This is a genomic window from Haemophilus haemolyticus, assembly GCF_003351405.1.
GTDB lineage: Bacteria > Pseudomonadota > Gammaproteobacteria > Enterobacterales > Pasteurellaceae > Haemophilus > Haemophilus haemolyticus_N.
The window spans coordinates 335864-354127 of record NZ_CP031240.1; the positions used below are offsets into that span (position 1 = coordinate 335864).

Annotated in this window: 24 protein-coding genes; 8 read left to right on the top strand and 16 right to left on the bottom strand. The window is 38.1% G+C overall.

Features of this window, described 5'->3' with window-relative positions; translation table 11 throughout:
• Positions 1 to 136: 136 nt before the first annotated feature.
• From DV427_RS01545 to DV427_RS01585, 9 genes are all read right to left on the bottom strand, one after another.
• Complete coding sequence (locus DV427_RS01545) at positions 137 to 1525, bottom strand: MDR family MFS transporter (RefSeq protein WP_114891071.1); 1389 nt, start codon at positions 1523 to 1525, stop codon at positions 137 to 139.
• Positions 1522 to 2037 (bottom strand): molybdopterin-guanine dinucleotide biosynthesis protein MobB, encoded by a 516-nt coding sequence (gene mobB, locus DV427_RS01550; RefSeq protein WP_162790248.1) that lies wholly within the window; start codon positions 2035 to 2037, stop codon positions 1522 to 1524. Before mobB ends, DV427_RS01545 begins: the two co-directional genes overlap by 4 nt.
• Before the next feature lie 153 nt (positions 2038 to 2190).
• Positions 2191 to 2412, bottom strand: a complete 222-nt coding sequence (locus tag DV427_RS01555; protein ID WP_053465596.1) for a hypothetical protein — start codon at positions 2410 to 2412, stop codon at positions 2191 to 2193.
• A gap of 111 nt (positions 2413 to 2523) precedes the next feature.
• The gene (locus tag DV427_RS01560; RefSeq protein ID WP_114891073.1) at positions 2524 to 2958 is read right to left on the bottom strand and encodes a SoxR reducing system RseC family protein; all 435 of its coding nucleotides are present in this window, start codon (positions 2956 to 2958) and stop codon (positions 2524 to 2526) included.
• A complete protein-coding gene (locus DV427_RS01565) occupies positions 2952 to 3725 on the bottom strand; it encodes a class I SAM-dependent methyltransferase (RefSeq protein ID WP_114891074.1) in 774 nt (257 codons plus the stop codon). Before DV427_RS01565 ends, DV427_RS01560 begins: the two co-directional genes overlap by 7 nt.
• Positions 3707 to 4798, bottom strand: a complete 1092-nt coding sequence (gene trmA / locus DV427_RS01570) for a tRNA (uridine(54)-C5)-methyltransferase TrmA (RefSeq protein WP_114891075.1) — start codon at positions 4796 to 4798, stop codon at positions 3707 to 3709. The genes DV427_RS01565 and trmA overlap by 19 nt, the downstream gene beginning before the upstream one ends.
• Positions 4799 to 4941: 143 nt before the next feature.
• Positions 4942 to 5277 (bottom strand): MaoP family protein, encoded by a 336-nt coding sequence (locus tag DV427_RS01575; RefSeq protein WP_005626449.1) that lies wholly within the window; start codon positions 5275 to 5277, stop codon positions 4942 to 4944.
• A gap of 61 nt (positions 5278 to 5338) precedes the next feature.
• On the bottom strand, positions 5339 to 5956 hold the full coding sequence (dsbA, locus tag DV427_RS01580; RefSeq protein ID WP_114891076.1) for a thiol:disulfide interchange protein DsbA: 618 nt from the start codon (positions 5954 to 5956) through the stop codon (positions 5339 to 5341).
• Positions 5957 to 5968: 12 nt separating this feature from the next.
• Positions 5969 to 6235 (bottom strand): YihD family protein, encoded by a 267-nt coding sequence (locus tag DV427_RS01585; RefSeq protein WP_005631120.1) that lies wholly within the window; start codon positions 6233 to 6235, stop codon positions 5969 to 5971.
• A 64-nt stretch (positions 6236 to 6299) separates the two neighbouring features.
• Between DV427_RS01585 and mobA the strand changes: the two genes are divergently transcribed.
• On the top strand, positions 6300 to 6890 hold the full coding sequence (gene mobA / locus DV427_RS01590; protein WP_114891077.1) for a molybdenum cofactor guanylyltransferase MobA: 591 nt from the start codon (positions 6300 to 6302) through the stop codon (positions 6888 to 6890).
• 21 nt (positions 6891 to 6911) lie between these two features.
• Here mobA and DV427_RS01595 read toward each other — a convergent pair whose 3' ends face one another.
• The 5 genes from DV427_RS01595 to DV427_RS01615 form a co-directional block, all read right to left on the bottom strand.
• Positions 6912 to 7772 (bottom strand): Dam family site-specific DNA-(adenine-N6)-methyltransferase, encoded by an 861-nt coding sequence (locus DV427_RS01595; protein ID WP_114891078.1) that lies wholly within the window; start codon positions 7770 to 7772, stop codon positions 6912 to 6914.
• Position 7773: 1 nt separating this feature from the next.
• Complete coding sequence (gene aroB / locus DV427_RS01600; protein ID WP_114891079.1) at positions 7774 to 8862, bottom strand: 3-dehydroquinate synthase; 1089 nt, start codon at positions 8860 to 8862, stop codon at positions 7774 to 7776.
• Between the two features lie 19 nt (positions 8863 to 8881).
• A complete protein-coding gene (gene aroK / locus DV427_RS01605) occupies positions 8882 to 9424 on the bottom strand; it encodes a shikimate kinase AroK (RefSeq protein WP_005626436.1) in 543 nt (180 codons plus the stop codon).
• Positions 9425 to 9709: 285 nt separating this feature from the next.
• Positions 9710 to 11521, bottom strand: a complete 1812-nt coding sequence (gene nadN, locus DV427_RS01610) for an NAD nucleotidase (RefSeq protein WP_114891080.1) — start codon at positions 11519 to 11521, stop codon at positions 9710 to 9712.
• Between the two features lie 24 nt (positions 11522 to 11545).
• Positions 11546 to 12325: a hypothetical protein gene (locus DV427_RS01615; protein ID WP_114891081.1), complete on the bottom strand. Its 780-nt coding sequence runs from the start codon at positions 12323 to 12325 to the stop codon at positions 11546 to 11548.
• 310 nt (positions 12326 to 12635) lie between these two features.
• Between DV427_RS01615 and rpsP the strand changes: the two genes are divergently transcribed.
• From rpsP to rplS, 4 genes are read left to right on the top strand one after another with little or no spacing between them, the layout of a single operon-like run.
• A complete protein-coding gene (rpsP, locus tag DV427_RS01620) occupies positions 12636 to 12884 on the top strand; it encodes a 30S ribosomal protein S16 (protein ID WP_005626429.1) in 249 nt (82 codons plus the stop codon).
• A 44-nt stretch (positions 12885 to 12928) separates the two neighbouring features.
• Positions 12929 to 13456 carry a ribosome maturation factor RimM gene (rimM, locus tag DV427_RS01625; protein WP_114891082.1) on the top strand — a complete coding sequence of 176 codons (528 nt, stop codon included), beginning with the start codon at positions 12929 to 12931 and terminating at the stop codon, positions 13454 to 13456.
• 37 nt (positions 13457 to 13493) lie between these two features.
• Positions 13494 to 14234 (top strand): tRNA (guanosine(37)-N1)-methyltransferase TrmD, encoded by a 741-nt coding sequence (gene trmD, locus DV427_RS01630; RefSeq protein ID WP_114891083.1) that lies wholly within the window; start codon positions 13494 to 13496, stop codon positions 14232 to 14234.
• Positions 14235 to 14270: 36 nt separating this feature from the next.
• The gene (rplS, locus tag DV427_RS01635) at positions 14271 to 14621 is read left to right on the top strand and encodes a 50S ribosomal protein L19 (protein WP_114891084.1); all 351 of its coding nucleotides are present in this window, start codon (positions 14271 to 14273) and stop codon (positions 14619 to 14621) included.
• A gap of 50 nt (positions 14622 to 14671) precedes the next feature.
• On the opposite strand, the gene DV427_RS01640 is transcribed toward rplS, so the two are convergent.
• Both DV427_RS01640 and ispB read right to left on the bottom strand, forming a co-directional pair.
• Positions 14672 to 15409, bottom strand: coding sequence for an epoxyqueuosine reductase QueH (locus DV427_RS01640; RefSeq protein WP_005631100.1), 738 nt, complete (start codon positions 15407 to 15409; stop codon positions 14672 to 14674).
• Between the two features lie 50 nt (positions 15410 to 15459).
• Positions 15460 to 16449, bottom strand: a complete 990-nt coding sequence (gene ispB, locus DV427_RS01645) for an octaprenyl diphosphate synthase (RefSeq protein ID WP_114891085.1) — start codon at positions 16447 to 16449, stop codon at positions 15460 to 15462.
• A 213-nt stretch (positions 16450 to 16662) separates the two neighbouring features.
• Between ispB and rplU the strand changes: the two genes are divergently transcribed.
• The 3 genes from rplU (at position 16663) to DV427_RS01660 (ending at position 18253) form a co-directional block, all read left to right on the top strand.
• Positions 16663 to 16974: a 50S ribosomal protein L21 gene (rplU, locus tag DV427_RS01650; RefSeq protein WP_065245916.1), complete on the top strand. Its 312-nt coding sequence runs from the start codon at positions 16663 to 16665 to the stop codon at positions 16972 to 16974.
• Positions 16975 to 16994: 20 nt separating this feature from the next.
• A complete protein-coding gene (gene rpmA, locus DV427_RS01655; RefSeq protein WP_005626413.1) occupies positions 16995 to 17252 on the top strand; it encodes a 50S ribosomal protein L27 in 258 nt (85 codons plus the stop codon).
• Between the two features lie 80 nt (positions 17253 to 17332).
• Positions 17333 to 18253, top strand: coding sequence for a DMT family transporter (locus tag DV427_RS01660; protein WP_114891086.1), 921 nt, complete (start codon positions 17333 to 17335; stop codon positions 18251 to 18253).
• Positions 18254 to 18264: the final 11 nt, after the last annotated feature.

The window sequence follows — 18264 nt, forward strand, 5'->3', positions numbered from 1 at the left end:
TTGGCAGAGATTTATTCGAGCATTGTCATATAACCAAGATGCTAGATAAATCCTATCTAAAATAAATGTTTAATAAGATATAAGCAAATGTCGCTTTTTTTAAATAAAAAAGTTCTATGGATTATAACAAATTAATCTAAGGCATTTTTCGTAAATGATCGCCATCATTTTTGTGTAATTTCATAAGCGACCAAACAAGGGCGATTGCAAAAAGTGATGAAGTTAAAAAAGTATAGCTGAATGCCTGTTGTAAGCCATCACTCGCGCTAAAGAAATGTCGATAAAGATTTAAGATTATTGATGACACAGCAATACCAAATCCAATCCCAACTTGCTGTACAATACTTAATACGGTAGAACCTGTGCCAGCTTGTTGTTTTGAAAGATCACCAACAGTCAACGTATTGATTGAAGTGAAAATTATCGACATGCAAGCGCCATACCACATGAGATTACAAATAATCCAAGTCAGAGAACTTTGTTTATCTAACCAAGCCATTGAAATCACAGAGCCAGCCATCAAAAGTGCGGATGAAATTAACGTTGTTTTATAGCCCCAATGATTTAAAATTCGTCCAATTAATATTTTCAAAATCACAGAAATTAGCGCAATCGGCGCTAATAGCCAACCTGACATTTCAGCACTGTAACCGAAAGATAATTGGAACATCAAAGGCAATAAAAAGGGAACGCCAGATGCAGATAATCGGATAAAAATATTGGCAATGATGCCTAATCTGAATGTACGAGTGCGGAAAAGGGATAAAGGTAAAATGGCATCTTCATTGTTTTTGGCATAGCTACAATACGCCACGAGTAACAGAACACCAACAACTAACACGCTATAGGTTGTAATTGTACTATGCTGGCTTTCACCGAGTAAATCCAAACCAAGTGTGATGCCGACTAACCCTAATGCAAACAGTAAAAAACCTGTCCAATCTAGTTTCTCTGCTTCTCCTTTAATGTTACTCATCACGCTGCCCGATGCCAAAATCCCTAGTGCACCAATTGGAATATTAATTAAAAAAATCCAGTGCCAACTGGCGTGAATGACTAACCATCCACCTAAAATAGGCCCTAGAATTGGTCCGATCAAACCTGCAGTTGCCATTAAATTCCAAGCATTAACTAATTGTTGTTTAGGGACAGCTTGAATAATTGCTAAACGCGCCACTGGCATCATAAAAGCACCGCCTATCCCTTGAATCACTCTGGCTAAGATTAAACTTTCTAAATTAGGAGCAGCAGCACAAGCGATAGAACCTAAAATAAAAGTCAACACTGCAGCGCGAAAAACGGTTAATGTCCCAAATTTTGTCGCAGCCCAAGCGGTAAGAGGAATAAATAATGCAACGGCTAAAGAATAAGCAATAATCGCCATTTGCATTTCAAAGGCGGGTTTATGTAAATCGGAGGATATCGCCGGTAGGGCAGTATTAAGAATGGTGGCATCTAGGCTTTGCATAAAAAGTGCCATTGCTGCTACCCAAGCTAAACCGCGATAGGCATTGGATTCAGTCATCGTGCTCCGTGAAAATGGTGCAACCAATTTTCAATAAAATCGGCAATTTGCGGAATGCGGTTAATATCCAACAAAGTGCGATCAATTTCAAGGGGATAATTAGTCGCAACCGCCACGACATATTCGTCAATTTCTGGTAAAGGTTTTGTCATTTCTTGACGGTGAAGCAAAATCTTTGGAATTGACTCTTGTTTAAAGCCTTCCACCAACACTAAATCCGTTAAAGTGCGGTCAAATTGTTGCGCTAAATAATCCAATGAAACAGGTTTTGGCGTTTCCGTCATGATCGCCCAGCGTTCATCATTCGCTAAAATGACTTGAGAGGAACCTGCCTCTTTCATACGCCAACTATCTTTTCCTTCCTTATCAATTTGCATATTGTGATGGCTATGTTTAATCACTGAAACGCGAATGTGACGAGCGATAAGCTCTGAGATAAGTTTTTCTAATAATGTTGTTTTACCGCTACCGCTGTAACCGGTAATTCCAAGTAAAGGAATCTGATTGTTCATAAAAATAACCTTAAAAATCACCGCACTTTAGATACGGAAAACCCCGAAAGATCGGGGTTAATAAATTAAGAATGTTTTGCTGCGTAAGTTGCAAAAATAAAAGCAGCAATGGATATGAGAGCAAGAATGCCAAGACCAATTGTAAACCACATATTATTTCTTCTCCGATAGTTGACGAAAAATACGCCCAACAGCTAGGCAAAAGTAAGTGACAACAAGTAAGGAAGCAATATTCAATACTTTCAATAAAAAAACTGTTTCTCCGTAAAGTATAACAGGCATTGCTAGAATAGCAACTTTTGCCACATCATCACTAAGTTTTGACCAAGCCTCTAAAGAGCTTTTCTCAATGGGTAATTTAAATAAATTCAGCATAGTTTCTCCGATGAATAAAAGAGAAATTTTGCTGGAATAGGAAGACAATTACTCAATTAGCTTTGTAGTTTGCGATCTAGATCGCAAAAATAATAAAAAGCGAATAAAAACTTAAGATAATATGCGCAATAAAACAGGCTGAAATTCTGTTTGTTGACCTAATTTTCTACTATAAGCTCTTACAAAAATGAAAGAAAGTGCGGTTAATCCGAAGATTAAAATTGCACGCAGGATTTCATTATCGCTGATGTAATCAGACAACATGGTCGCAATCAATAAAGTCAAAAGCGGTACAACATACATCAATAATGCGGACAACAACATCGACTTTTCTTCTAATCCAATTTCAACAATTTGACCTTCGCGTAATGGCATTAATGTTTCTACATTAAAAATATGCTCGCCACGTTTACCGTTTAATTCGGAAAGGCTTGATGTTCCACAATTGTTTTTAGCTGCGCATTGGCCACAGGCACTTTGAGATTGGCATTTCACTTTGGCAATGCCATTTTCATAGCTAATAACAACGGCACTTTCTCTTAGCATTGTGATGCTCCCATATAAATATCAAAGCGATGATTTTTCGTTTCACGGCTAAAGTGCGGTTGTTTTCCACAAAGAAATTCTGCATAGTCAGGACGCTTCACGACCACACGTTTTTTAGCTAATTGTAGTGCAGGTAAAAGCAATTCATCGGCATCTAAATCAGCACCGACTAAATGCTGGAATACGCGCATTTCTTTTTTTACTAGCGCAGATTTTTGTTTATGCGGATACATTGGATCAAGGTAAACCACATCGGCATAATCGATATTAGGATCAAGTTTATTAATATGATGAACATTCAGCAAGCGCAAATTTTGTTGCAACATCTCGCCGATTTCTTCATCTTGATAAGCTCGATTTAAACCATCTTGTAGAAGTAAAAAAACAACAGGATGACGTTCCACTAACCGAACTTGGCAGCCAATCGAGGCTAGCACAAAGGCATCACGCCCTAAACCTGCTGTTGCATCAATAACGGTTGGCAATTCCGAACCTTTAATCCCCACCGCTTTCGCTACCGCTTCTCCACGTCCACCACCAAATTTACGACGATGAGCCATTGTGCCGCCTACAAAATCAACATAAACCGCCCCGAGTTTAGGTTCATCTAATTTACGAAGCTCTAAACGTTCATCGGTTTGAACAAGCGCAAGTGGGCTTTGTTCATCATGAATAATGTTATGTTCAGCACAAAGTGCGGTCAATTCTGCTAATGTTTTTTCTGAAGATTCAGAAATCAGCTGAATTCCTACTTGCGAATGAGCCATACGCCGCTTTCCATGTGGTCAGTGTAAGGAAATTGGTCAAATAACGCAGCTTTTTCAATACGGTGCGTTTTTGAAAGTTCAACAAGATTATCGCACAGCGTATGTGGATTACAGGAAATATACAAAATGCGATCGTAATTTTGTACAAGTTTCACTGTATCAGGATCAAGCCCTGCACGAGGTGGATCGACAAAAATGGTATTACATTCGTAAGATTTTAAATCAATCCCTTTCAAGCGGTTAAAGGCTCGAACCCCATTCATTGCCTGCGTAAATTCTTCTGCCGACATACGGATAATTTGTAAATTATCGATTTTATTTTCAGTGATATTAAACTGTGCGGCAGCTACGGAAGGTTTGGCGATTTCTGTTGCTAATACCTTACGGAAATTTTGTGCAAGTGCGATAGAAAAATTGCCATTACCGCAGTAAAGTTCTAATAAATCACCTTTACTATTTTGGGTACAATCAATTGCCCATTCAAGCATTTTGCAGTTTACCGTTGCGTTTGGCTGGGTAAAACTATTCTCGACTTGGCGATAGACATAATTTCTGCCATTCACAGGTAAAACTTCATCCACATAATCTTGATCTAAGCAGATTTTTTGTTTGTTGGCACGTCCGATAAGCTGCACATCAAAGCCAAGTGCGGTCAATTTTTCTTTCAAATTTTTCGCTGCACTTTCCCATTCTTCAGTGAGTGTTTTATGATAAAGCAAGCTCACAATAATCTTATTACTCAAAGTGCTAAGGTAATCAATTTGGAATAATTTTTTGTGTAGCACTTCTTGTTGTTTTAACAAGGGTAATAAGGTGCGCATCATACGATTAATCAACGTGCTAGCGATTGGAAACTCATCCACGCGATAACGCTGTAGCGTCGCTTGATCAAACATAATATGGTAAAAATCATCTTGCTTGTGCCAAATACGAAACTCCGCACGCATGCGATAATGACTTGTTGGGGAGTCAAAAACTTGAATATCCGGTGCATTGAAAGGGCGCAAAAGTGCAGTTAACTTTTCAAGTTTTTTTTGTAGCAGTTCGTTGTATTGAGAAATCGGTAATTGCATAGAAATTAGTATTCATAGGGCGTGTGAAGACGAATCATTCATACAAAGATAGGAGAATAAAGTTATTAGCCGTGAATTACGCGTGATTTCACAAGCTATTCAAAAACAAAAGGCAGACTTCCGCCTGCCTTGTTCAACATATCTTATTCGCCGGAATAATCTTCACCGCCAGAGGCAGCTTCACTCACATCACCAGATAAGGTGTAAACACGTTTTTTAGTGTTAATACGAGTACGATATTTATTCCAAGTTTTTTCAAAGAAAGTCTCTGCTGCGCGCTCACCACGGCAAAAAGCGACGAAATCTTTTTCTTCTTTAGTCGCTGGCTCACGTTCCCCTAAGTCTAATGCTTTGAACGCTTGGCCATATTGCTCAAGCACCTGTGATTCTTTGATTGTGTAATCACCGTGACGGGAAAAACCACGTGGGTAGTTTTTGTCGTCAAAGAAACGACGCGTTACGCTAAAACTTGCAGCCATAATATTCTCTCTTCTTTCATTAATATTTACAAAATAGGGCAGGCATTAAACCAATTTTTCGTTATTTTTGCAATAAACCTTTTACGGTTTGCACATAATCTTTCACGAAATCATCGTAATTTAAACCTTCAGGGTTTACGCGGAATTTTCCATTGACATAAAAATCAGGTACGCCACGCACTTTAAATTGTTCTGCTGCATTCACTTGTTTATTCACCAAACCATTTACTGCAAAACTATTAATGCCTCCATCAAATTGCTCCGCGGTTACACCATTCGATAAGAAAATAGCTCGAATATCATCCATTGATTTCAAGGCATCCTTTTGAGCCGCTTCAAATAATGGTGCCTTTACTTTACTTTCAGCACCTAATGCCATTGCTAACGCCCAAGCTCGCGTTAAATTTTCAGACTGGCGACCTAAGAAATTTACATGATATTGTTTAAATTTCACATCTTTTGGTAAAGCATCTGCGACTTGTTGTGGAATTTTGTATTCCAGTTCAAAGGCATAACAATGCGGGCAATAGAATGAGAAAAACTCAATCACTTCTTTTTGCTGTGAAGCCTGTTGACTCACTTGAACATATTGTTTGCCTTCTTGTAAATCTGCAGCAAAACCATTTACAGACATAAGCGTGCTGATACCTAAACCTAACGCAAGTAATACTTTTTTCATTTGCTTTCCTTCTTATTTAATGATACCACGAGCACGGAGCAATGCGGTTTTAAAATCTTCTTCGTAATCTTTTTTAAGACCAGGAATTGGCTCATGTTTATCGGTACCATCCATTTTTAACTGATAAATAATCACTTCATCAGTTAATTCATTTAATGGCTTTTGGAAACCTGATTCATTGGCAATTTTTTGCAAAATTTCCATTAAGCTCAAATCCGGGTCTTTAGACCAATAAGGCTGTAAAAGTTCCAAAACTTCATTTAAACGCTTACATTTCATTGCTATTTCCTTTTTAATCGTAAAAAATAGGCAAATGATACTTGAAATAACAATAGATTAAAATATGACAATTACAATAAGCGCGGTAATTTTGGCTGGTGGTAAAGCACGCAGAATGGGCGGGCAAGATAAAGGATTACAGATTTTAGGTAAACAATCTTTAATTCAACATGTTATTAATCGCTTGCAACCACAAATTCATAAGATTTCAATTAACGCTAACCGAAATCAAACAGAATATGCAAAATTTGGCTTTCCTGTTTTTTCCGATGAACTACCCGATTTTCAAGGGCCATTGAGCGGCATGCTAACAGCTCTAGAAAAGACAAAAAGCGACGTCATCCTTTTTACACCTTGTGATACGCCTTTTTTTCCTATGAATCTTTTAGATAAACTTAAAAGTACGGTTAAAAATGACCGCACTTTAATTGCTTATGCTTGCGATGAAGAACGTGAACACCCCGTTTTTTGTTTGATGTCCGTTCAGGTAAAAGAAAAATTACGACACTATTTAGCATCGGGTGAACGACGCCTTTTACAGTTTATGAAAGAAAATGGCGGGATTTCAGTAAAATTTACAAAAAAAGAAGGAAATTTCGAGAATTTTAATACGCTGGATGATTTAAAGAAAAACAGTCATCTAACCGAACACTAACAAAAGTGCGGTTTATTTTTATTATTTACGAGCACCAAATATCGCAATCAATTCTTTCACTTTTACACGTTTTTCTGAATTCTGACTAATAGAACGTTGAACTTTTACCCGTTTAAATTTAGCACCATTGTAAATTTCACGCGTAAATTTAGTATCGTGATTCGAGATCAATACCGGAATTTGTTTTTCTTTTTGTATAGATTTCGCTAAATCTGCCAAAGCACGTTGCTGCGCTAAGCCAAACTCATTCCCCGCATAACCAGTAAAATTAGTATCCTGTTGTAGCGGAGCATACGGCGGATCACAATAAATCACCGAATCTTTATCGGTCAGTTCAAAAGTTTTTTGAAAATCACAGCATAAAAATACCGCACTTTGCGCTTTATGCGCGAAATAACGTAATTCATCTTCTGGAAAATAATGAGTTTTGTAAGCCCCAAAAGGCACATTAAATTCATTTTTGCTGTTATAACGGCATAATCCGTTAAACCCAAAACGGTTCAAATACAAAAAAATAATCGAACGTTCGAAAGGATCCTTAGAAACATTAAATTGACGACGTTTAGTATAGTAATAATCGGGTGTATTGGCATCATCAGCGAAAAAGATCGGCTTACAAGCTTCAATATAACCCTCTACATTTTCTTTAACAATATTGAATAGATTGATTAAATCTGGATTGATATCTGCCAAAATATAGCGTTCAAAATTAGAATTCAGAAATACCGCTCCAGCGCCCACAAATGGCTCAATTAAGCAGTTTTTTTTGTTTGGAAAGGCCTTATTTATGTCGTCCGTTAAACGAAATTTTCCCCCCGCCCATTTTAAAAATGGACGGTGTTTTAACTTAGGTTTTAAAGATTGTTTTTTCGGACGTAACATCTTAATCCGTTTGAGTACAACGACGAATTGCGTTTAACACGAGGGTATGATCAGTATCATTCGCCACATAAGCTTGGCCTAGAGATTTGAGTAGCACCAGACGCAATTTACCCGCTAGAACTTTTTTATCACGCATCATATGCGGTAAATAGTCCTCCGGCTGCATTGTATCCGGTGATACGGTGGGCAAATTGGCACGAGCAAGTAATTTTTCAAGGCGAGACACATCTGCAATAGAAATATCTCCAAGTTCTTCCGAAAGCGCCGCTGCCATCATCATTCCTGTCGAAACAGCTTCACCATGAAGCCAATTTCCATAACCTAGATGAATTTCAATAGCATGCCCAAAAGTATGTCCAAGATTAAGCAATGCACGATCGCCTTTTTCTGTTTCATCTCTCGCAACCACATCCGCTTTAATTTGACAACAACGGGAAATACAATGTTGAAGTGCCTCTGGATGCAAAGCGATAAGTTCATCAATATGTTGTTCTAGCCATTCAAAAAATTCGTAATCTAAAATGGCACCGTATTTGATAACTTCGGCAAGACCCGCGTTTACTTCACGTTTAGGGAGCGTATTAAGCGTGAGCGTATCAATAATAACCATTGATGGCTGATAGAACGCGCCAATCATATTTTTGCCTAATTCATGATTAACCGCCGTTTTACCACCCACTGAAGAATCCACTTGGGAAAGCAATGTGGTTGGAATTTGAATTAAACGCACGCCACGCTGATAACTTGCCGCAGCAAATCCAGTAACATCGCCAATTATACCGCCACCCAATGCAATAATCGTGGTATCTCGCCCATGATTACCTTGCAAAAGTGCGGTGAAAATTAAGTTTAAAGATTCAAGCGTTTTGTATTTTTCGCCATCTGGCAATAAAACATGATCGACCACGCAACCACGTTTTTCTAACGCATAGATGACTGTATCGAGATAAAACTGTGCGACCGTGGGATTCGTTACAATCATCACGCGATCCCCTCGTTTAATCGGGTAACTACGTTCATCTTGTAACAATCCGCTACCAATTAAAATAGGATAGCGACGCTCTTGCAATTCCACGTTGACGCACAGCATAATTTATCCTTAGGTGTGTTTAAAGTGCACCATTCAATCCATTCATATTATCAATTAAATCAACAATTTGATTTACCATTACTTTGGCATTTTGCTCATCGGTTGGCAAAGTGATGTCCGCAATTTCTTCATAAAGCGGATTGCGAATTTTTGCTAAATCTTCCAATACTTGACGAGGATTCTCTGCATCTTGGAGCAATGGACGTTTTTTATCACGTTGAGTACGTTGGAATTGCTTTTCCACCGTTGTTTCCAAATAAATCACAATACCGCGTGCAGATAAATAATTACGACTCTCTTTAGAAAGCACCGCGCCCCCCCCCGTTGAAAGTACAATGCCTTGCATTTGAGTAAGCTCATTAATAATGCGTTCTTCACGCTTACGGAAGCCTTCTTCACCTTCCAAATCAAAAATCCAGCTAATGTCCGCGCCAGTACGCTCTTCAATCACGGCATCGGAATCAATAAAATCCATATTAAGCTGTTGTGCTAATTGACGACCGATAGTGCTTTTACCTGCACCCATTGGTCCCACTAAAAAAATATTACGTTTTTCCGCCATTGTTCTTTTCTAATTAAATTAAAGGTGAAATAAAAATTTGATCTTTCTAACTAAAATAAACAGCCTAAAACAAATTTGACTACTTGAAAGATCTCCCCAAAAATGGCCTAGATTATCGCAATAAACCACCCTATTTTTCAACCTTTCTAGGGAATTTATTTTCCACGAGAAACCATTCAGGTGTGGAATAATCAAGATTCTCAATCATCTATGAAGTTTTCAAGCTACAGACTAAGAACAAAAATAGCGCGTTAAATACGCGCTATTTTTAGTCTATTTCAGTTTTTATTTTTTAGGTAACGCATCACTAGAAGCATTAAATTTCACATTTGATGAAGTGTAAGCCTCAAAGTGCGGATGTTTTTTCATAAATTTAATGAAACTTTCCGCATCAGGCAAGTATGTATCAACGCCTTCATATTTTGGATCGTTAAATAATTTACCAAAAGTTTTGTAACCATCTTTACCGCTAGCTACATAAGCATTAGTACCAACGAGATAACGTTTATTATCATCAATTGGTTCCCATTGTTGGGTTTGTTTATTCAAGACTTCCACACTGACTAAACGTTTACCTTCTGCATTTGGTGTTTCATTCGCTTCGTAACGAATGCCTGCGCCATAAGGGAATGCCCCTGTAGATCCATCAACTAAAGCAAATTGCATCGCATCTTCAAGCACTTGTTTCACTAACGAACCTTCCATTTTATAGGTATATAATGTATTTCCGAAAGGTAAGAAAGTATAAGCATCATTAAAGGTTACATTGCCTGGTAAAATATCCGCACGCACACCGCCTGCATTTTGAATAGTTAAATCCACCGTTTTGAGTTCGTTATACATCGTTTCTGCAATAAAGCGTGTCGCGATAGAACCTTCTGGATTAGAGCCTGCTTTATTTGGGATACGGTTCGCTGAACCACCCGGCATTGCAGAACCAGTGATAACACCAACAATTTCTTGCGCTAAACGATCTTTTTCACTTTTATATTTTGAAATAAGCATGTCTGTTTTTGCATCATGATCATCAAGTGAAATACTCTTCATTGATTTTAAAGTATCAAGTGCTTTTTTACGTTCATCGCCTGTTAATTCAGTCCATTTACCTTCCGCATTTTTCATTTGAAGTTTATGAGAACTCATTAACACATGAGGAATTTTACGAGTAATCGATGCAATACCTTCAGGACTGAATTTCACACCTAAGTCACCCACAACAGCAGAATAAGCCCAACCTTCCATTACAAATACTGGTTCGCCATTCGGATTTTTAAATTCAAGTGGATATTCATAGATTACTGGCAATTTTAAACCACGTAATTCATCATTTCCGTATAAATAATGTGAATCCCCAGTAACGATCACATCAATATCATTCACTTTTTGAGCGATTTCGATATTTTTTTCACTACCTGCATGTGAAAGTAAAATGATTTTATTAATACCTTGTTGTTTTAGCGCATTTGCCATAATTTGTGCGGTAGCAATTTCATCATAGAACTTCACATCTTTACCTGGTGAAGAGGAATTAACCGTTTTATTCACGGTATCTAAACCAATAATAGCAATTTTTTCTCCATCCACAGTGAAAATATCGTAAGGTTTCCATTTGTTATATAAAATTGAATTTTTATCAGGAATAACATTGGCTGAAAGTACTGGGATTTTTAATGGCTCAAGTAGTTTTAATAAACCTTCATTGCCCGCATCAAATTCATGATTACCCAAAGTAAAATAATCAAAATTACCTGCATTCATGACAGCCGCATCAGCGGAACCGCCAAAAAGGGTGAAATACAGCGTACCAGTAATCGCATCACCAGCATGTAGCACTAATGGATTTTTATACTTTCTACGTAACTCATAAAGTTTTCCATTCACAGCAGAAAAACCACCAATATCAACCTTTGTTTGTTGACCATTTAAATTAATTCTCGCTTCGTGCGGTTCCAAGTAAGAATGGTGGTCATTAATATGTAAGATACTTAACTCCACAGCTTTATGAGCTTGTGGCGCTTCTTTAGCAAAGGTTGAACCAGAGCAAAGCATTGCTAACGCACTAACTGCAAAGGTAACTGATTTTTTAGATAAAAACATAATGGCTCCTTATGAGTAAACGGATTAATTTAAGCCTTCAAGCATTGCTTGGAAAGTCTTATAACGAATAGCATAGTTATTGTGTTGAAGATTTTCACGTGCTTGATCTAAATACGAAAAATCATCAACCTCCACCCCTTTAAATTGGCGAGCAAACATCATATTAGCTAGAGCAAGGCGGGGCTTAATTTCAGAAGAAGGGGTTATCAAACTCACTCTATTCTCAGTAATAGAAAAAGTTGTTTGATTAGGAAAATCTTGATGTATCTGTTCAATAATTTTTTGAAATATGCCTTTAGTATCCAAAGACAATAATATGATTTGATCTGCTTTTGCTCCCCTTTCTAGTAAAGCCTGAACAAATTGCTCCGAATTATCTGTTTGACGAATATAAATTTTTGCCTGCTCATTCGCTAAAAAAGACACCAATAAGTTTTTCTTCATTTCCTGAATTAAATTAGCATCGCCAGTATTTATCGGCTCAAAGTATAAGTAATCAAGAAATTTAGGGGTGAGATTTTTATCTGTTTTAAAAATGCGAGTGAGGATTTTTTCACTTATTTGGATCTGATTATCTAGGAATTGAGGAGGTAAAGAAAAAAGTGCGGTAAGTTTTTTCTGTAAAATCGAAACTTGTTGTTTTTCTTGTTTAGCTAAAGCGATTGAAAATTGTTGCTTTAAAGCCTCAGCGGACTCAGTAGATATTGATTGGTGAGAAGATGGAGGAGGACTTGCTATCACAGATTGTTGAATGCCAATACATGACGCTAATCCAAGTAACACAGAATGAAAACCGATTTTCATAATAAACCTCATTTAACTGATATTTTATCAATGTAAAATACCGCTTAACGCGTAAACTTGACCTAAAACTGTTTAAGAGTTTCTTAGATTATACGTAAAACAAAATTGCATGTGAATGATAATGTTTACTTTTTCAAGAGAATATAACGTACTTATTAGAATGCTCATCCAAAACTTGCAATTTTGCTCAAAAAGTATAAAATTCGCAGGCTTTTTGTCTATATATACAGAGAAAAAAGTAAGCTATATTCTTAAATCGCTTTCGAGTTTAGGAATATTCTTTTAGTAATTAAACATTTAGAGGAAGGTTATGGTAACCATTCGTTTATCTCGTGGCGGAGCTAAAAAACGCCCATTTTATCAAATCGTAGTAGCTGACAGCCGTTCACCGCGTGACGGTCGTTTCATTGAGCGTGTAGGTTTCTTCAACCCAATCGCACAAGGTAACGCAGAACGTGTTCGTATCGACCTAGACCGTGTTAACCACTGGGTTGGTCAAGGTGCGTCACTTTCTGATCGTGTTGCGAGCTTGGTAAAAGAAGCTCAAAAAGCAGCATAATTTTGCTTTTTGATTTAGTTCTTAAGCTAAGATAGGTGAGAAATATGGAACAACAACGTATTGAAGTTGTGGGCAAATTAGGCTCAACCTACGGTATTCGTGGGTGGTTACGTATTTATTCATCAACAGAACAAGCTGAAAGCATTTTTGAGTATCAACCTTGGTTTTTAAAAATCAAAGGTGAATGGCAGCCAACAGAATTAGAAAACTGGCGTCATCATAATCACGAAATCATCATGAAATTAAAAGGCGTTGATGATCGTGAAGCCGCACAAATTTTAGCGAATGTTGAAATTGGTGTGGATTTATCTGTTTTCCCTGAACTTGAAGAAGGCGATTATTATTGGCACGATTTAATTGGTTGCTCTGTCGTCAACCTAGAAGGTTATGCAATGGGAACCGTAACAGAAATGATGGAAACCGGTTCTAATGATGTGTTAGTGGTTAAAGCCAATACTAAAGATGCTTTTGGAAAACAAGAGCGGTTAATTCCGTTTTTGTATGAACAAGTAGTTAAAAGAGTCGATCTCACCACGAAAACTATTGAAGTGGATTGGGACGCTGGTTTCTAATCTCAAGTATGCACAAACGTAATGTAGTAGGCTTTTTATGTGGATAGGGGTGATTTCATTATTCCCCGAAATGTTTAAAGCGATTACGGAATTTGGGGTTACGGGCAGAGCCGTAAAACATAATCTTCTGCAAGTGGAATGTTGGACTCCAAGAGATTTTACATTCGACAAACATAAAACCGTGGATGACCGTCCTTATGGTGGTGGCCCGGGAATGCTGATGATGGTGCAACCTTTACGGGATGCGATTCATGCTGCGAAAGCAGCGGCAGGAGAAGGCGCAAAGGTGATTTACCTTTCGCCACAAGGACGTAAACTCGATCAAGGCGGTGTAACCGAGCTTGCTCAAAATCAGAAATTGATTTTGGTATGTGGACGTTACGAAGGTATTGATGAACGGTTGATTCAAACTGAAATTGATGAAGAATGGTCAATTGGCGATTACGTTCTGACCGGTGGGGAATTGCCGGCAATGACATTAATTGATGCCGTTGCACGTTTTATTCCTGGTGTATTAGGCAAACAAGCCTCAGCAGAAGAAGATTCTTTTGCAGACGGTTTATTAGATTGCCCGCATTACACTAGACCGGAAGTGTTAGAAGGATTAACTGTACCACCCGTGCTGATATCGGGACATCACGAAGAAATTCGGAAATGGCGATTAAAACAATCGCTACAAAGAACGTGGCTCCGACGCCCTGAGCTCTTGGAAGGCCTAGCTCTGACTGACGAACAACGTAAACTGTTAAAAGAGGCGCAAGCCGAGCATAACAGTTAGTTTCAGTTACATCTAGGATCAATAAAGGATCAAACAATGTCTAACATTATCAAACAACTTGAACAAGAACAATTAAAACAAAACGTACCTAGTTTCCGCTCAGGTGATACTTTAGAAGTTAAAGTATGGGTAGTTGAAGGTAGCAAACGTCGTTTGCAAGCATTCGAAGGCGTGGTTATTGCAATTCGTAACCGTGGCTTGCACTCAGCATTCACTTTACGTAAAGTATCTAACGGCGTAGGCGTTGAGCGTGTATTCCAAACTCACTCACCAGCTGTAGATTCTATCGCAGTTAAACGTAAAGGTGCGGTACGTAAAGCTAAACTTTACTACTTACGTGAACGTTCAGGTAAATCAGCTCGTATTAAAGAGCGTTTAGGCGAATAATTTCGCAAAGAAAAAGGCTTGGAATTCCAAGCCTTTTTGCATTCATCATATTAATCAGCGCTATAATACAATTTTCCGATTTCAATTTTTTGACGACCTGTCTCTTCTCGCCATTTATTACTATCACGTAAAGAATAAACACAACCGCAATATTCCTGTTGATAAAATCGCTCTCGCTTACTAATCTCAATCATGCGTTGCGAGCCACCTTCTTTACGCCAGTTATAATCCCAATAAATAACATCATCATATTTTTCGGCAGCGCGATGCCCACAGCCATTGATTTGATTCATATCCTTCCAGCGAGAAATACCCAGGCAACTAGTAAACACAGGGAAACCGTGTTCATGAGCATATTCAGCGGCTTTTTCAAAACGCATATCAAAACACATAGTACAGCGAATTCCCCTCTCTGGCTCCCATTCCATTCCTTTGGCACGATCAAACCAATTTTGACGATCGTAATCTGCATCAATAAATGGAATGCCAAATTTTTGAGCAAAACGAATATTTTCTTCTTTACGAATTAAATATTCTTTGAGTGGATGAATGTTTGGATTGTAAAAATAAATCGTAAATTCAATGCCAGATGCAAGGATTGCTTCCATCACTTCACCCGAGCAAGGCGCACAGCATGAATGTAAAAGGAGTTTATTATGTCCATCTGGCAACTCAAGTTTTTCACGAATAAAAGGTGCATTAGGATCTTTGCGTACCTTTTGTTTACGAGTTTTACCTTGAAAATTAACCGCACTTTGCTCAGGTTTAGATTGAAGTTCTGTATTCATAAAGTTTAATTAAAATTAATTGGTATTAAGTATATAAGCTAAATTAAGGACTAATAATTTCTATCCACAGACAAATACGCCAAAGAAATCAATGCCTTCTTATAATCACTGTCTGGCAACATTGCAATTGCATCTACTGCTTTTTGAGCCTCTTCTTTCGCACGATTCATCGCGTAATCTAAAGACTTATGCTCAGCCATAATCGCTAATACTTCATTAATAGCTTCACGTTTACCACCTTGCTCAATCGCTTCGCGAATTAAAGCTGCCTGTTGAGCATTACCATGGCGCATAGCGTGTAGCAGAGGAAGAGTTGGTTTTCCTTCAGCTAAATCATCGCCTACATTTTTACCTAGAGCTTGCTCATTTGCACTATAATCCAATACATCATCCACAAGCTGAAATGCAGTTCCAAGATAACGCCCATAATCTTGTAAAGCCTTTTCTTGAGCTTCTGTTCCGCCCGCAACAATTGCCGCAGCCTGACCAGCCACTTCAAATAAACGGGCAGTTTTGCTATAAATTACACGCATATAATTAGTTTCGCTCGTTTCAGGATCATTAACATTCATTAACTGCTGAACTTCGCCTTCCGCTAAAACGTTAGTCGCATCGGCCATAATTCCCAAAATCTTCAATGACTCCAATTCTGCAACCAATTGAAATGCACGCGTATAAATAAAGTCTCCTACAAGTACACTTGCAGCATTGCCAAATTCTGAATTCGCCGTAGCGCGCCCACGACGCATATCGGACTCATCCACCACATCATCATGTAGTAAAGAGGCAGTATGAATAAATTCAACAAAAGTAGCACAAGTAATTGAATTAGAGCCTTCAAACCCTAAAGATCGAGCTGCGAGAACTGCGATCAATGGACGGATCCTCTTACCACCACCTTGAACAATATAAAAACCTAACTGGCCTATTAATGGAACATCTGAATTAAGCTGAGCAAGAATATTTTGATTAACTTTTTGCATATCGGGATCTGCAAGTTTCTGGATCGCGTCTATGCTCATAAGATCTTGTTTCTTCATTTTTTCATCAATTATTAGTCAAAAGTGCGGTGCATTTTACCCGAATTTTCAGACTTTCTGAAATCAATCCGCAAATGAAGGGAATTTTTTTATTTTATTGTAAATAAATTCTTGCCATAGGTAGGATTTTTCCGTAGAATTTGCGACCTATTTATATGAATTTTTAAGTGTGGACTGCTAAAGAGCAGGGAAACACAATTAAGCGGAGTATTTATGTACGCAGTTTTCCAAAGTGGCGGTAAACAACACCGTGTGAGCGAAGGTCAAGTTGTTCGTTTAGAAAAACTTGAGCTTGCAACTGGCGCAACAGTTGAGTTCGATTCTGTGTTGATGGTCGTTAATGGTGAAGATGTTAAAATCGGTGCACCAGTAGTTACTGGCGCAAAAGTAGTGGCTGAAGTAGTTGCACAAGGTCGTGGCGAGAAAGTTAAAATCGTTAAATTCCGTCGTCGCAAACACAGCCGTAAACAACAAGGTCATCGTCAGTGGTTCACAGAAGTGAAAATCACTGGGATTCAAGCATAATTTCAGAGGAGATCAAGTAGATGGCAACTAAAAAAGCTGGTGGTTCAACTCGTAACGGTCGCGATTCTGAAGCTAAACGCCTTGGTGTTAAACGTTTCGGTGGCGAATCTGTATTAGCAGGTAGCATCATTGTTCGTCAACGTGGTACTAAGTTCCACGCTGGTAGCAATGTAGGTATGGGTAAAGACCACACCTTATTCGCAACTGCAGATGGTAAAGTTAAATTTGAAGTAAAAGGCGAGAAAAGCCGTAAATACGTAAGTATTGTTACTGAATAATTTAAAATCTATTCGATTGAAACGCCCTACAATTTTGTGGGGCGTTTTGTCTTTTTTAATTTCACATAAGCGACCAAGCAATGAAACAACAACCTTTATTAGGCTTTACCTTTGCGCTTATTACCGCTATGGCTTGGGGATCCTTACCTATCGCTCTCAAACAAGCTTTATCTGTAATGAATGCGCAAACTATCGTATGGTATCGTTTTATTGTAGCCGCAATCTCATTATTAGCCCTACTTGCTTATAAAAAGAAATTACCTGAACCAATGAAAGTCGGTCAATATGCTTGGCTTGCTCTTATTGGGGTAATTGGCCTTACCGGCAATTTTCTATTATTTAGTAGTTCACTGAATTATATTGAACCTTCAGTTGCACAAATTTTTATTCATTTATCCTCTTTTGGAATGCTTATCTGTGGTGTACTGATCTTCAAAGAAAAATTGGGGCTGCACCAAAAGATCGGACTTTTCTTATTATTAATTGGTTTAGGATTATTCTTTAATGATCGTTTTGATGTATTTGCCGGACTAAATCAGTATTCAACAGGTGTCATCTTAAGCGTAGCAGGATCCCTTATTTGGGTCGCTTATGGAATGGCCCAAAAATTAATGTTGCGTAAATTTAATTCACAACAAATCTTGCTAATGATGTATTTAGGTTGTGCCATAGCCTTTATGCCGATGGCTGAATTCTCACAAGTACAAGAACTCACACCTTTAGCTCTGATTTGTTTTATTTACTGCTGTTTAAATACCTTAATTGGGTACGGCTCTTATGCGGAAGCACTTAATCGTTGGGATGTATCAAAAGTCAGTGTTGTTATCACACTTGTACCGCTTTTCACGATTCTATTTTCTCATATTGCGCATTATTTTAGCCCATCCGATTTTGCCGCACCAGAGTTGAATAATATTAGCTATATTGGCGCATTTGTTGTAGTATGCGGGGCAATTTTATCCGCGATTGGACATAAATTATTACCGCATAAAAATCATTAAAGTGCGGTTTA

What these genes read in the sequence shown, in the direction of transcription:
- DV427_RS01660 (WP_114891086.1), top strand. Translation starts at nt 17,333, where the DNA reads ATGAAACAACAACCTTTATTAGGCTTTACCTTTGCGCTTATTACCGCT.
- DV427_RS01595 (WP_114891078.1), bottom strand. Translation starts at nt 7,772, where the DNA reads ATGTTACGTCCGAAAAAACAATCTTTAAAACCTAAGTTAAAACACCGT.
- rplS (WP_114891084.1), top strand. Translation starts at nt 14,271, where the DNA reads ATGTCTAACATTATCAAACAACTTGAACAAGAACAATTAAAACAAAAC.
- nadN (WP_114891080.1), bottom strand. Translation starts at nt 11,521, where the DNA reads ATGTTTTTATCTAAAAAATCAGTTACCTTTGCAGTTAGTGCGTTAGCA.
- DV427_RS01565 (WP_114891074.1), bottom strand. Translation starts at nt 3,725, where the DNA reads ATGGCTCATTCGCAAGTAGGAATTCAGCTGATTTCTGAATCTTCAGAA.
- DV427_RS01560 (WP_114891073.1), bottom strand. Translation starts at nt 2,958, where the DNA reads ATGCTAAGAGAAAGTGCCGTTGTTATTAGCTATGAAAATGGCATTGCC.
- trmA (WP_114891075.1), bottom strand. Translation starts at nt 4,798, where the DNA reads ATGCAATTACCGATTTCTCAATACAACGAACTGCTACAAAAAAAACTT.
- mobA (WP_114891077.1), top strand. Translation starts at nt 6,300, where the DNA reads ATGACAATTACAATAAGCGCGGTAATTTTGGCTGGTGGTAAAGCACGC.
- rimM (WP_114891082.1), top strand. Translation starts at nt 12,929, where the DNA reads ATGGAACAACAACGTATTGAAGTTGTGGGCAAATTAGGCTCAACCTAC.
- trmD (WP_114891083.1), top strand. Translation starts at nt 13,494, where the DNA reads ATGTGGATAGGGGTGATTTCATTATTCCCCGAAATGTTTAAAGCGATT.
- DV427_RS01555 (WP_053465596.1), bottom strand. Translation starts at nt 2,412, where the DNA reads ATGCTGAATTTATTTAAATTACCCATTGAGAAAAGCTCTTTAGAGGCT.
- DV427_RS01615 (WP_114891081.1), bottom strand. Translation starts at nt 12,325, where the DNA reads ATGAAAATCGGTTTTCATTCTGTGTTACTTGGATTAGCGTCATGTATT.
- rpmA (WP_005626413.1), top strand. Translation starts at nt 16,995, where the DNA reads ATGGCAACTAAAAAAGCTGGTGGTTCAACTCGTAACGGTCGCGATTCT.
- DV427_RS01545 (WP_114891071.1), bottom strand. Translation starts at nt 1,525, where the DNA reads ATGACTGAATCCAATGCCTATCGCGGTTTAGCTTGGGTAGCAGCAATG.
- DV427_RS01575 (WP_005626449.1), bottom strand. Translation starts at nt 5,277, where the DNA reads ATGGCTGCAAGTTTTAGCGTAACGCGTCGTTTCTTTGACGACAAAAAC.
- ispB (WP_114891085.1), bottom strand. Translation starts at nt 16,449, where the DNA reads ATGAAGAAACAAGATCTTATGAGCATAGACGCGATCCAGAAACTTGCA.
- aroB (WP_114891079.1), bottom strand. Translation starts at nt 8,862, where the DNA reads ATGCTGTGCGTCAACGTGGAATTGCAAGAGCGTCGCTATCCTATTTTA.
- mobB (WP_162790248.1), bottom strand. Translation starts at nt 2,037, where the DNA reads ATGAACAATCAGATTCCTTTACTTGGAATTACCGGTTACAGCGGTAGC.
- DV427_RS01640 (WP_005631100.1), bottom strand. Translation starts at nt 15,409, where the DNA reads ATGAATACAGAACTTCAATCTAAACCTGAGCAAAGTGCGGTTAATTTT.
- rpsP (WP_005626429.1), top strand. Translation starts at nt 12,636, where the DNA reads ATGGTAACCATTCGTTTATCTCGTGGCGGAGCTAAAAAACGCCCATTT.
- aroK (WP_005626436.1), bottom strand. Translation starts at nt 9,424, where the DNA reads ATGGCGGAAAAACGTAATATTTTTTTAGTGGGACCAATGGGTGCAGGT.
- dsbA (WP_114891076.1), bottom strand. Translation starts at nt 5,956, where the DNA reads ATGAAAAAAGTATTACTTGCGTTAGGTTTAGGTATCAGCACGCTTATG.
- DV427_RS01585 (WP_005631120.1), bottom strand. Translation starts at nt 6,235, where the DNA reads ATGAAATGTAAGCGTTTAAATGAAGTTTTGGAACTTTTACAGCCTTAT.
- rplU (WP_065245916.1), top strand. Translation starts at nt 16,663, where the DNA reads ATGTACGCAGTTTTCCAAAGTGGCGGTAAACAACACCGTGTGAGCGAA.